The sequence below is a fragment of the Mesorhizobium sp. WSM4832 genome, from assembly GCF_055811115.1.
This window is the reverse complement of the sequence record NZ_JBVVQH010000009.1, coordinates 137673-150509: the sequence shown is the minus strand read 5'-3', so window position 1 is coordinate 150509 and position 12837 is coordinate 137673. Positions and strand designations below refer to the sequence as shown.

11 protein-coding genes are annotated in these 12837 nt (G+C 65.9%); 1 reads left to right on the top strand and 10 read right to left on the bottom strand.

Annotation, left to right across the window (positions count from 1 at the left end; all coding sequences use genetic code 11):
• The first annotated feature begins 113 nt into the window (after positions 1-113).
• Positions 114-224, top strand: coding sequence for a putative RiPP precursor (locus AC0L2L_RS15035; protein WP_473579360.1), 111 nt, complete (start codon positions 114-116; stop codon positions 222-224).
• 231 nt (positions 225-455) lie between these two features.
• Here AC0L2L_RS15035 and AC0L2L_RS15030 read toward each other — a convergent pair whose 3' ends face one another.
• The 10 genes from AC0L2L_RS15030 to AC0L2L_RS14985 all read right to left on the bottom strand — a co-directional run bounded on the left by AC0L2L_RS15030 (position 456) and on the right by AC0L2L_RS14985 (position 12678).
• A complete protein-coding gene (locus AC0L2L_RS15030; RefSeq protein ID WP_473579359.1) occupies positions 456-1646 on the bottom strand; it encodes a hypothetical protein in 1191 nt (396 codons plus the stop codon).
• Between the two features lie 174 nt (positions 1647-1820).
• Positions 1821-2597 (bottom strand): exodeoxyribonuclease III, encoded by a 777-nt coding sequence (gene xth, locus AC0L2L_RS15025; RefSeq protein ID WP_473579358.1) that lies wholly within the window; start codon positions 2595-2597, stop codon positions 1821-1823.
• A 173-nt stretch (positions 2598-2770) separates the two neighbouring features.
• Complete coding sequence (locus AC0L2L_RS15020; protein WP_473579357.1) at positions 2771-3424, bottom strand: alpha/beta hydrolase family protein; 654 nt, start codon at positions 3422-3424, stop codon at positions 2771-2773.
• A gap of 193 nt (positions 3425-3617) precedes the next feature.
• Positions 3618-4724, bottom strand: a complete 1107-nt coding sequence (locus AC0L2L_RS15015; RefSeq protein ID WP_473579475.1) for a tetratricopeptide repeat protein — start codon at positions 4722-4724, stop codon at positions 3618-3620.
• A 17-nt stretch (positions 4725-4741) separates the two neighbouring features.
• The gene (gene ku / locus AC0L2L_RS15010; RefSeq protein ID WP_473579356.1) at positions 4742-5650 is read right to left on the bottom strand and encodes a non-homologous end joining protein Ku; all 909 of its coding nucleotides are present in this window, start codon (positions 5648-5650) and stop codon (positions 4742-4744) included.
• A gap of 223 nt (positions 5651-5873) precedes the next feature.
• Positions 5874-8375 (bottom strand): DNA ligase D, encoded by a 2502-nt coding sequence (gene ligD, locus AC0L2L_RS15005; RefSeq protein WP_473579355.1) that lies wholly within the window; start codon positions 8373-8375, stop codon positions 5874-5876.
• Positions 8376-8630: 255 nt separating this feature from the next.
• The gene (locus AC0L2L_RS15000; protein ID WP_095820755.1) at positions 8631-8855 is read right to left on the bottom strand and encodes a hypothetical protein; all 225 of its coding nucleotides are present in this window, start codon (positions 8853-8855) and stop codon (positions 8631-8633) included.
• Positions 8856-8950: 95 nt separating this feature from the next.
• Positions 8951-10180, bottom strand: coding sequence for a GNAT family N-acetyltransferase (locus AC0L2L_RS14995; protein ID WP_473579354.1), 1230 nt, complete (start codon positions 10178-10180; stop codon positions 8951-8953).
• 9 nt (positions 10181-10189) lie between these two features.
• On the bottom strand, positions 10190-11497 hold the full coding sequence (locus AC0L2L_RS14990; RefSeq protein WP_473579353.1) for a polysaccharide biosynthesis protein: 1308 nt from the start codon (positions 11495-11497) through the stop codon (positions 10190-10192).
• A complete protein-coding gene (locus AC0L2L_RS14985; RefSeq protein ID WP_473579352.1) occupies positions 11494-12678 on the bottom strand; it encodes a glycosyltransferase family 4 protein in 1185 nt (394 codons plus the stop codon). Before AC0L2L_RS14985 ends, AC0L2L_RS14990 begins: the two co-directional genes overlap by 4 nt.
• Between the last annotated feature and the right edge of the window lie 159 nt (positions 12679-12837).

Below are 12837 nucleotides of genomic sequence, written 5' to 3'. Positions count from 1 at the left end.
GCCGATTCTGGTGCGCAAGGGAAAGCTTTCGGCGGTTGTGGCCGGTTCGCCCGTACCGGGTTGATGATGAATCATCGACGCTTTTGAGCATGTATCGATAGGGGGAATTCAATATGAAGAAAATTTACGAGAAGCCGGTTTTTGTCCGCAAAGGCAAGCTTTCGGCGGTTGTGGCAGGCCTTTCGATTACTATCACCAACGGTAACGGTGCCGTTCTCGAGTAACCAAACTGGTCTCTCGATAATCCCCGCCACCGGGATTGTCTTTTCATTTCCCGCCTCTCGGGCGCCTCTAGGATTTGTGCATATGCGCCACCCGCATTTGCGCATGGTCGCGAGGATTATCGTCTGCCGCATCTCGCCGTCCATGTCTGCGGCTTCCTGCTTTCGTGGCGGCCACGGTGTCCCTCTTTGAGGCTCTGCAGCAACCGCAAAAGCCCTGGTCCGCCAACGACGTCAGAGCGCCACCACCAGATCATCCAGCACGGCCTGCCAATGGTGCCTGGTCGAGATTTTCACGCGCGTCACCGCCTTCAGCATCGGCGCGTAGTGGACCGGAGCCAGCGCCGACAGCGCGATTTCGGCGCTGGCGATCAGCTCTTCCCCCAGCCAGCTTTCGACCAACGCCACCTCGCCTTCCGAGGCCAGCCAGGCTGCCGTCAGCATCACCGAATGAAAGCCGAAGGGCGCAGCGCGGCCGAACTCGGCCGGATGGCCGCTGCTGGTATAGGCGATGTAGGCGCCCGACACGTTGCCGTTGACATAGCCCTCGCTGTTTGCGGTGTGGTCGCGCGCCATGGCGTTGAGATTGCGCCAGTCGAGCCCGGCATGGCCCGACGGCACTTTGCACAGGTCGCGTAGAGTTATGTCGTCGAAGCCGATGGCCTTGAGCGCTGCGTCGGATGCGAGCGCGCCGGGCGCCAGCAGGCCGAGATCGACCGGATAGGCCGACAGCGCGAGCCGCCGGTCGAGCCCGGAACCGGCAATGACGATCTCATCGGCATCGACGCCCAGCGGAAAGCGGAAGGCCGCGTCCGCAGGCAGTGTGCGGCTCTCGAGCAACCGGCCCTTGCCCATGATAGACAGCGTGGCCCCCATCCTGGACGGCGTGCCGCCGCTCACTGTGCGCACCGGCGCGAGGCCGACCGGTTTCGGCAGCCCCTCGCCGGCGAGGCCGACCATCGAGCCCGGTGCTTCGAGCAGGCGCACCGTCTGATCCTGGTTGGCGCTGCTGGCGCGCCAGCCGGGCGGCACCGAGACCGAGAAACGATAGACTCCGGGCCGCTGGATCGCTGCGCTGCGCCGCTTCGACGACATCGGGAAATTGGCGAAGCCGGCGCCATTGCTGCGCGCCGCGGCCAGGAAAGTGCCGCGCTCGTCATAGAGCCGCACCATGATGCCCGCCATCGGCCGGTCGGCCACGCCATAGGCGCCATCGCCATCGACATCCATGTAGACGAAGGACGAGAAGTTGAGCTTGCTGGATGTCGGCGCCCAATTGACGCGCCGCGCGTAGTCGCCGGCCGGATTGGGATTGCCGCGCGCCTTGCGGCGTTTCCGGCGCCGGCGCAGCGCGATCGCGATGAGGGCGACGGCGCCGGCAAGGACGAGGGCCGAAATGAGGACGACCAGGACGCTGTCAGCCATGGCGGGGGTGTGATGGTTGGAGATCGCTGTTCAAGACCACGAGCATGAATTGTACCCCCTCCAAGTTTTCGGCAGATTAGCGTTGGACATCGATGCCGCAAGTCACTGTGGTGAATTGCGATGCTGGTGGGACAGCGCCGACCTCGCCTTCTTCCCTCACATGAGGGGAGAAGGTCAGGTCGCCAACTCCACCCAGACCGGTGCATGATCGCTGGGATTGTCCCTTCCCCGCACCTCACGGTCGATGCCCGCGCTCTTCAGCTTCCGCGCCAGTTTCTTCGACAGCAATATGTGGTCGAGCCGCAATCCGGCGTCGCGCGGCCAGCGGTTCCGGCGATAATCCCAGAAAGTGTAGAGCCTCTCTTGCCTGGGAAAAACCTTGCGCAGCGCGTCGGTCCAGCCCTGCTCGATCAGCGCCGCAAAGGCGGCGCGGCTTTCAGGCTGCACCAGCGCGTTGTCGTCATAGGAGCGGGTTTGGTAGATGTCGCGCGGCTCCGGCACGATGTTGAAGTCGCCGGCAAGCACCACCGGCAGCCTAGTGTCGAGAAGCTCACCCGCATGCGCGGCGAAGCGCTCGTGCCAGGCGAGCTTGTAGTCGAATTTCGGCCCCGGCCGCGGGTTGCCGTTCGGCGCGTAAAGGCAGGCGATGACGACCCCGTCGACCGCCGCCTCGATGTAGCGCGCCTGGCGGTCGGCGTCGTCGCCGGGCAGCGCGTCGCGCGTCAGCACCGGCTCGGCGCCCTTTGCCAGGATGGCGACACCGTTCCAGGTCGGCTCGCCCTTCCACACAGCGCCGTAGCCGGCATTGGCGAGCCGGGTCAGCGGGAATTGCGTGTCGCGGGATTTCAGCTCCTGCAGGCAAACGACATCGGGCTTTGCGATGGCGAGCCAGGCCAGGAGGTTTTCCATCCGGCTGTTGATGTTGTTGATGTTGAAGGTGGCGAGTTTCATGTTTGGATGCCCAAAGCGCCCCTCGCTTCGTCATCCTCGGGCTTGACCCGAGGATCCATGCCGTGACCGTCGCCGTGGAACGTGACGGGGCAGAATTCTGAACCGTTGCAACGCCTTGGCGTCACGGCATGGATTCTAGGGTCTGCGCGCGTCGCTTCGCTCCTTGCTCCGCCCTAGAATGACGACGCCGAGGACTGCGCGAATTTGGCCGTTATCGCATCCGCCACCGTCTTCAAATGATCCGCCGTAGAAAAGCCCGAGATCGCCTTGCGCGGTTTCAGGTCGTGGTCGCCGTCCTCCAGCCAGACCACCTCGATGGCGTCGGAGAGGCCGTAGGTCGCGACCTCTTCCCTGGTGCCGAACTCGTCGCGCGTGCCTTGAAAGATCAGCGTCGGCGTCTTCAAGTCCGCGAGATGCTTTGTCCTGAGCTGTTCGGGCTTGCCCGGCGGATGGAAGGGATAGCCGAGGCAGACCAGGCCTGCGATCTCGCCCTTGGCGAACATCTCGTCGGCGACCATGGAGGCGACGCGGCCACCCATCGACTTGCCGCCGATGATGAGCTTGCCGGTCACGCCCTTGGCGCGCAGGTCGGCGATCGCCTTCACATATTCCGGGTTCACCGTCTCGGCGCGCGGCGGCGGCTTGCGGTGGCCGTAGCGGCGCGCGGCCATGTAGTGGAACTCGAAGCGCGCGACCTGGAAGCCGGCGGCCGCAAGTGCCTTGGCGGTGGCGGTCATCGACGCGGAATCCATCGGTGCGCCGGCGCCGTGGGCGAGCAGGATGGTGACCGGAGCGGTGTCGAAGCCGTCGAAGAGGAAGTGGGTCATGGGGCGGTCCCGCTTGGAGAGGTCGAGTTCCTTCGCGCCCCCCTCTGGCCTGCCGGCCATCTCCCCCTCAAGGGGGGAGATCAGCCGTCGTATCGGCTTTCGCCAATCGCCAGCCTGAGAGATTGGGCGCCGCGCCCAAGCTGCCAATCTCCCGCCTTGAGGGGGAGATGGCCGGCAGGCCAGAGGGGGGTGTTCAGGCGCGAACATCTCGCTCACCCGCCATATGCAGATCCACGAACTGAATGCCCTTCTGCGCCAACCTTGCCCATTCGGACCCTGCGTCCAGTTCCAGATACCGCGCCCACAGCCGCCGCGCCTCCGCGAGGTTCCCCCCATCAAACTCCAGCCGCGCCAGGTTGAACACCGGGTCCGCGTAATCCTTGTCGAGCATGATCGCCTTCTGCAGATGCCTTCGCGCCGAAGCCACCTTGCCCTCGTCGCTCATCAGGCCGGCTAGGTTGAACCAAGCCTCGACGAAACCAGGATCGAGCTTGATCGCGCGGGCATAGTCGTGCGCGGCTTCCGCCACGCGGCCGGCGCCGCGCAGGCAGTTGGCGCGGTTGAAGGCGGCAATGGCATCTTTCGGGTCGATCGCCAGGCAGCGCTGGTAAAGGGCCGCCGCATCGTCGTGGCGCCCCTCCTCTTCCGCGGCTTCCGCCTCGGCGAAGAGTTCTTCGAGCGTGTCGTCTTCCGGGCTGCCGAGGTCGAACAGCAATTGGCCGTCGAGTTCGCTGCGGCCCTCGTCGAGATAGATCGCGTCCGGGCGGCCATGCTGCGAGCCAAGATTGAGCGACTTGGCGGTGAGCGAGGCGACCGGACCGGAGCGGTGGACCGAACGCGCGATCGCGCCCCAGGAGGCGCCGCTGGCGATCAGCCCGGCATATTTGCGGGCCAGGATCAGGTCGCGGAAGGAATAGGGCTCGCCATCATGCTCGAAGGCGTCGAACAGCGACAGCATGTCGAGATCGTCGCCCGCAAGCCGCGACTGGTCGATGAGCGATTGCCGCGACAGCGACGAGGCGTCGGGCGCCTTCATCAGCCCAAGCAGGCGCAGGATGCCGTTTTCGCTGATCAGCACGCGGCCGGCCTCGCGCTCGGCCTTCATCCGACGCTCGATCTCGGCATCGCCGGTCTTCGTCGCCCTGGCGAGAAGCGCGCGGCCGAACACGACATGGGTAGTGCGTCGCGTGACGCCGCGCCTGAGCTCCGCATGGCGGCGCTCGACCTCGCGCGCGGCAAGCCGCAGCGGAAAGGCGGCCAGCGCGCCGATGACGCCGAAGACGGCGCCGGGAACGATCACTGGCCCTGCATTTCCCGTCACTTCTTGCTCTTGCCGACGGCCTTCAAGAGGTTCGCCTTCAGCGGATTTTCGGGCGCGCCACCGGAAGCCGCCTTCCTGGCAGGCTTGGCCGGCGCTTCCTCGGCCTTGCTCTTCGACTTGGCCGGGGGCTTCGCCTGCTGCGTGAGGCTCGCCTTCAGCGCATCCATCAGGTTGATGACGTTGCCGCGCTCGGGCGCGGCCGCGATGATCGGCTTGTGGCCCTTCAGCTTCTCGCGGATCATCGCCATCAGCGCCACCTCGTAGCGATCCTCATAGTTCTTCGGATCGAAGTGGGTTTGCTTCTGCTTGATCAGCGCCTCGGCCAGCTGCAGCATTTCGGGATCGGGCTTGGCATCCGGGATGTTGCCGAAATATTCAGCCGTGCCGCGCACTTCGTTGGGGTTCCTCAAGGTGCAGACGAACATGCCGTTCTCGCGCGCGCCGATCGTCACCACGCGCTCGCGGCTGGAGAGCACAAGGCGGGCGATGGCAAGCTTGCCGGACTTGCGCATGGCTTCCCGCAGCACCGTGAAGGTTTCCTCCGCCATGGCGCCGTCGGGCGCCAGGTAATAGGGCGCGTCCTGGTAGATGACATCGACCTCGTCCTCGTCGACGAAGGCCTCGATGTTCATCGTATGGTTGGATTCGATCCTCACCGCATCGAGGTCGGCATCATCGATGATGATGTACTGCTTGTCCTCATACTCGTAGCCGCGGACCAGGTCCGAGCGCTCGACCAGGCCGAGCTCGGGATCGACCGGCTTCATGTTGATGCGGTTGTGGGTCTTCTTGTGCAATTGATTGAATGAGATGCGCTCGCTCGCGCTGGTGGCCGGATAGAGCCGGACCGGACAGCTGACGAGGCTGAGCTTGAGGTAACCTTTCCAACTTGCCCTGGGCGCCATGATGAACTCCTACGCGGCCATGCACTGACAGTTACTTGCAGCGCTTCGTCCGAAGGACGAGCAGCGCCGTGGAAATCCTACACCGACCCCTGATCTTACAGCCGAATTCCTAGCGAAGTGTTTTTGGGGCGGAGGTAGATGAGAGGATAGTTCAAATTGTAGCGAGATGGAACTGAGACGCTGGCGGGACAGAGGGGGGGTGACGGAACGCGACGCTCGTTGTCTATCCCGCCTTGTCCATAGCCGGCAAATCCCTTGCAGCCTCGTCGATCTCCGCCCACGGATCGCCCGATGTCTCCAGCAGCCCCGGCAGCGAGGCGTAGTTCAAATCCTCCGGCGCGTCGATCGTCTCCAGGTCGGTCCAGCTCACCGGGGTCGAGGCCGGCAAATTGGTGCGGGCGCGCAGCGAATAGGGGGCGGCGGAGGTGTGGCCGCGGGCATTGCGGTGGAAGTCGATGAAGATGCGCTTCTTGCGGTTTTCCTTGCCCATGGTGGTGGTGAAGGTGTCGGGGGCGCTTGCCGCCAGCAAAGTCGAAATGGCGCTCGACGCCTGGTGCAATTTCTTCCAGTTCTGCTTGCGCGTCACCGGTACGGTGATGTGGATGCCCTTGCCGCCCGAGGTTTTCGCGAAAGGCACCAGCCCCAGGCTCTCCAGCCCGCCCTTGATGTGGACCGCCGCCTCCACCACCTCGCGCCATGAAATCCCCTCGCCGGGGTCGAGGTCGAAGACGATCTGGTCGGGCTTGTCGAGTTTTGACCGGTGCGTGCCCCAGGTATGGAACTCGACCACGCCGAATTGCGCCAGCGCCAGATAGCCCTTGGCGTCCTCGACCGAGAGATAGGTTTTTGTCTCGCCTTCCGAATTGGTGCTCTCGAACACCGCAACCGAAGGCGGCATGCCGGTGAAGGCGTGGCGTTGGAAGAAACAGTCCTGCGGCTTGCCGGTCGGGCAGCGCACCAGCGACACCGGGCGGCCGATGATGTGCGGCAGCATGAAATCGCCGACCAGCGCGTAATACACGGCGATGTCGAGCTTGGTCGGTCCGGTCTTGCCGAACAGCCGCCGCTCCGGATTGGTGACCCAGATGGTGGCGAGGTCGGATTCCGCGATCAGCCGCTTGCGCTTGATCGGCACCGGCGTGGTCAGCCCGCCGACATCGCGCAGGCCGCGAAAGACGCCATGGCGCAGCGAATTGTCGGCCGTGCGGTTGGCATAGTGGATGCGCGCCGACAGCAGCGGCTTCACCCAATGCATCTCGCGCATGATCTCGCGCGGCACGCCTTCGGGAGGGCTGGCGCCGGCGGTCAGCCGCTCCAGCCGGGCGAGCAGGTCCGTCGCCATGTCGCGGTCGAAGCCGGTGCCGACCTTGCCGCGATAATGCAGTTCGCCGTCGACGAACTCGGCCATGCCGAGGGCGGCCAGCCCTTCCGCCCGGTCGGAAACGGTGTAGCCGGCGATGACGAAGTCATCTTTCTCGAGCGCCTTGACTTTGGTCCAGCTCTTGGTGCGGCCGCTCTGGTAGATGGCGTCGGCGCGTTTGGAGACGACGCCTTCGAGCCCGAGTTCCGTCGCCTGTTCGTAGAGCCCGCGCCCGTCGCCCTCGACATGGTCGCTGTACTGGATGGCGGAGTTGGCGGCCCGACCCGCGAGCAGTTCGGCAAGCAAGGCTTTGCGCCTTTGCAATGGGGCCTTGCGCAGGTCCCAGCCGTCGAGATGGAGAAGGTCGAAGGCGTAGAAATGCAGCTTCGAGCCGGCGCCTTCGGCCAACGCGTCCTGCAGCAGCGCGAAGCGGGAAATGCCTTTCTCGTCGAGCACCATTATCTCGCCGTCGATGATCGCCTGGCTGACCGGCAGCCGCGAAAAGGCCTGCGGGAGGTCGCCATAGCGCTTCGTCCAGTCGATGCCGCCGCGGGTGATCAGCCGCACCTCGCCATCCACGACATGCGCCATGGTGCGGTAGCCGTCGAATTTTATCTCGTGCAGCCAAAGCTCGCGTGTGTTCTCCGCCGGCCCCTCGCCGCCCGGCGGTTTCGGCACCTGCGTGGCAAGTTGCGGCTCGATGCGAGCTGGCGGGCCGGCCTTGACGGCGCCGAGCAGCGCGCCGGGTTTCAGCGAGCCCGGCTTTGGCGGCAGGCGCTCGCGCTTCTTCGGCGGCGCCACCAGCTCCTCGATACGGCGGCCGGACTTCACGCTTTCCGGCCGCGCCTCGAGGATGTCGAGCGAAGTATCGGAGGCGAGATCGCGCTCCTTGAACAACAGCCAGTTCTTCTTGTTCTCGTCCTCGCCGGGCTTGGGCTTGAGGCGCGTCAGCATCCAGCCGCCGTTGAGTTTCTGCCCGGCCAGCCGGAACTTGAAGGCGCCTGTGCGCAGGCTTTTCTCGACATCGTCCATCGGCGCCCAAGTGCCGGTGTCCCACACGATCATCGGCCCGCCGCCATATTCGCCCTCGGGGATGACACCCTCGAAGTCGATATATTCGATCGGGTGATCCTCGGTCTCGACCGCGAGGCGCTTGTCGGCCGGATTGAGCGAGGGTCCGCGGGGCACGGCCCAGCTTTTCAGCACGCCGCCGACTTCGAGGCGCAGGTCGTAATGGTCGGCGGTGGCGTGGTGTTTGTGGACGACGAAGCGATTGCGGCCATCGCCGGCCGTGCCGCCCGCCGGCTCCGGGGTGCGGGAGAATTCGCGCTTGGCGCGGTAGGGCGTGAGTTTGGCGGAGGGCATGACTAGGCGGGGGCAGCCAAAGACAAACGCCGAGTTCCTTCGCGCCCCCCTCTGTCCTGGCCGTCCTTCGCAGCAGCTGCGCTGCAGCTACGGAGGGTGGACCGGACATCTCCCCCTCTTGAGGGGAGATTGGCAGTTCGAGCGCCCGTACTCCGTTTGCAACATTGGCGATTGGCGAAAGCAGCGGCGACATCTGATCTCCCCCTTAGAGGGGGGCGCTGTCCCGCCAACCTTGCCGTCATCATGCGCGAGCGCTCAATCGTCAATCGCCGGCGTCAGTTCTAGCTCCGCCGGCGTCAGCCCTTGCCTCAATTGCGATAGCCGGAACTCGTCGACCCAATAAGCCTCGCCGTCGACCAGCACGCGGGCGCTGTAGGAACCGCCGGAAAAGCGCTGCGCGGTAACATAGACCTTGTGGCGCTCGAGCGCGGTCTTCACTGCGGCGCGGCGGGACTTTTCTCTGGCGACCGGACTGGCCATGGCCTCACTCGAAACACGCTGCCGCTGGAAGCGCGGCTGCCCATAAGCATGGCGGAGAGCGGAATATGAGTCAATTTGCCGGGCCCGGAGCCCGCTCAACGCGGCGCCCGCAGCCGCCGCCAGCGCTGCATCGCTTCCTGCGCGACCTTGAACAGGCGCGGGTTGTCGCGCACCAAGGCGACGCCCCGGCCGCGGTATTTGATGGCCTCGCTCGCCGCCTTGCCCTTCAGCGTGATGCCGTAGCAAAGTTCGGCCAGAACCGCCTTCACCGCGCCCATATGTTCCTTGTAGCTCTGGTTGCCGACCGACAGGTCGAAATAGTCGAACCCCTGCCCGCGCCCCCATCTGATCAGCTCACCCATGATGCAAAGTCCCGGCGAAACGTTGGGCACCGCGCCCTGGTCGATCGCGACCAGAAGCGCATGCAGGGTGCCGAGATGGACAGCCAGGTACTGGACCGCGACCATGACGTCGCCGGCGCGCAGGCCGAAGATCCGCACCGAACCATCCGTCAGGCCGCGATGCGCGGCGCTGCGGTAGAAATCGACGACCGGTGGCTGCGCCAGGAGATCGAATCGGCCGAGCTCGCGAAAGCGGCTGAGCCGCATCTCGACCAGCCGATCGAAAATGGCATCCACCAGGGCCGGCGTGTCGGCTTCCACCAAGGCCAGGCCGCCATTGCGGTCGAGCCTGCGCAGATCCTTGTTGAGCGCCTTGACGAAGGACGGGCGGCAGATGCGCTTGACGACGGTTTCGGCGTCGCCATCCATGGCGATGCCGTAGTGGGAATGGATGGAATCGCGCGCCGGTGAAAGCAGCGCCAGCGGGTTGGCGACGCCGCCGACCTGCTTCGGGATACCGGTGATGTGGATGCGGTCCGCCCGCGGCAGCACGGAAAGCACCGCCGCCCACGCGGCCTCGGCGGATTGTCTGGTCCAGGGCGTCGCGTCGGCGAGCAACGGCGCGGAATAGTCGCACACCCCGCAGCTCAGCCACTCGATCACCCAATGCTGGAACGCGCGGCGCCGCATCAGCGGCAAAAGCATCACCGGCTCGCCTGTCGCGGCGTCCCGCAGCTCGACGATGGCAGGTTCGGCCTTTGGGGGCACAAGCCGTTCGACGATGCCTTCGGCCCAGGCGAAATGCTGGTGGCCGGTGCACACGCCCTTTGTCTCGAGACACAGCCAGAGCGGTTTGACCGCTTCGAGGCTGGTGTGCAGCCGCGCCACGTAGGCGACGCCGGCGGCGCCGGCCGCGTGCACTGCTGCCTCATCGTCGGCCAAGCCGGTCGTCATCGCGGCCATCGGCATTGCCTGGCTTGCCACATCGTTCTCCTATCGTCTCTGTACTGCCAGCGTGGCCGCGCGGCGCCAAGCGCCGACCACGGTGTGGCGCTGCTCGTTCGGGTGCTTGAGGTTCCACATGCGGTTAGCCGCGAAATACCATGAGGCCACCAGCACGAAGGTTTCGGAAACCGCGGCGCCGGCCAGCGACCATGTCGGCGGCGCGATCGCCAACAGGATCCCGATCGCCGTCAGCCCGACAACCGCGCCGGCCAGGGTGATGAAGGCGACGATGCGGAAGTCGCCGACGATCTCGAGGACCACGCGCGGCATGACATAGGCCATGATCGGCACGAAGTTGGCGATTGCGAAAATTCCGATCAGGCCGACCGAGGCATGCTGGAGGGCTTGGGATTTGATCATCGGCAAGACGAACAGGACGCCGCAGCCATAGGCCAGACTGCCGAGGCCCATGACGAGCGCCCAGATCTTGGCTTGCGTCCATACGCGTTCGAACTCTTTGTTGCGCACCAGCTTCGCAAGTTCCGGCTGCGCCATGTTCGAGAAGGCAAGGCTGGAAATGCGCAGCGGCGCAAACAGCACCAGCACAGCCGCCAGCGGCGCGTAGGCGGCAGGCCCGGCGATGCCCGCGACGAGCAGCGCCAGGCATTGCCCCTGGATGTTGGTGGTCGTGGCGCTGAACCCCGACCAGCAGAGCTGCGGCCAGAGCTTCGCATAGCGCCGCCAGGTCGGCGCGCGGAAGGAGATGCGCATCCTGCGGCGCGCCAGCTTCACCAGTACGGCGATGCCGACCACATTGGCCGCGGCAAGCGCGTAGAAGGTGGCCTGAAGCGCGTCCGCGAAGAACCAGATCGCGGCTCCCGCGAGCACTATGCCCGCGATCGTGAAAGCGGCGTCGCTGATGGAGACGACGAGCTGCATGCGGCGCGCGAAGAAGGCCGTGCGCATGTGACTGCGCAGCGACCAGGCGCCGACGAAGCAGGCGGCGCCGATGCCGCTCGGGTCGCCCAGGAGGCGCATCAGCAGCCCGGTGCCCAGCCCCATCAGCAGCGCCACCACCAGCGCCGCCGATCCGAAGGTCACGTCATGGGCGTCGACGCCGGCGCTGTTGGTGCTCTTGCTCATCCATATGGTGGCGGGAACGGCGGTGAGCGAGCGGATGTAGGACAGGCCGACGCCGCCCATCACCATGGCCAGCGCGAAGAGCCCGTAGCCTTCGGCCGACAAAAGATGCAGCAGCGCGATGTTGAGGGCGAAATGGAAGCCGCTCTGCATCGCCTCGCCACTGACCATCAGCATGAGGCGCCGTACCAGGTGGGCCGGGAAGGTGAACTTCACGGGCTCGTCTCCGCCTCGCGGGCGACACGCGACCGCCCCTGCCGCGGCGTTGGCGCCTTCAGCTTGTCGGCTACGATCGCCACGATCGCGGCGGCGGCGATCGGTTCGCTGAAGACCGCCTCGTAGCGCGTCCGGCCGGCGGCGGCGAAGCCGCGCCAGCGATCCGGCCGCAGGATGATCTCTGTGAGCTTGCCGGCAAGGGCGGCCGCGTTGGCCGGCGGCACATGCCAGCCGGTCTCGCCGTCGGCCACCACTTCCACCAGCCCGCCGATCGCCGACACCAGGGGCGGCCTGCCCCAGCCCATCGCCTCGATGGCGACGCGGCCGAGCGACTCCGGACGGCGCGACGGCACCGCCACGATGTCCGCCCAGCGGTAGTGGTCGGCAGGGTCGGAGACGAAAGGCAGCACCTCGACATGGCCGGTCAGCCCCATGTGTCCGACCAGCTCGGCCAATGCCTGCTCGCGATCGACGCTTTCGAAGGCGCCGCCGACGAGCCGGACCTCGACGCGATCGCGCAAGGCGCCTTCCAGCGACGCGACGGCTTCGAGCAGCACCTCCTGCCCCTTGATGCGGTTGACGCGGCCAAGCAGCAGGACCCTGAGCGGGCGGCTGCCGTCATAGGTCGTCGGTAGCGCAGCCACGGGCCCGGAAACGCCGTTATAGACGACATGCGTGCGCCGCCCCCTGGCATCGACGGAGGGCGGATCGCCGAAGGTGGCGCGCGTGGCGCGCGAGTTGAAGATGAGGTCGGCGCGGCTCCAGCGCATCAGGGCGACAAGCACCTTGCGCAATATGCCCTCGGGGATTTCGTGGATGTGCAGCAGCGCCTTGCGCGGCAAAAGCCGCGCGGCCAGCGCATAGTCGGCGATGATCGAGGTGTTGATATAGGTCAGGTCGTTGTCGCGCATGCGCCGCCAGGCCCGCCAGAGCGCCGCCGGCAGCCTCGCCATCTCGACGGTTGCGAGCTTGAGCATCGCCTGACGCCGGAGCACCCAGAGCGGTTCGAACACGATGCGGCTGGCATGCGGCTCGAGGATATCGACGATCGGCCCCTCGCGCGGCAGCACGACCTCGATCTCGGCGGACGGAAACGCGGCGCGCAGCGCAGCCACGCTCTCCGCGAAGCTGCGGTCAGAGCCATAGAGCTCGTAGCCCTGATGAACGCAGGCAATGCGCATCACTATCTTTCCACCTTGCACCCCGAGTCCGCTCAGCACCGGACCCTTCAAGCGCGGAAGAAACTTCATGCCAAATCCGCACGCCGCTCTGCCAAGCGGTGGCCACCGCAGGCCCGGTAGCAAGGATCATGCCGGGTCTGAATTGCCCGGCCGCGAACC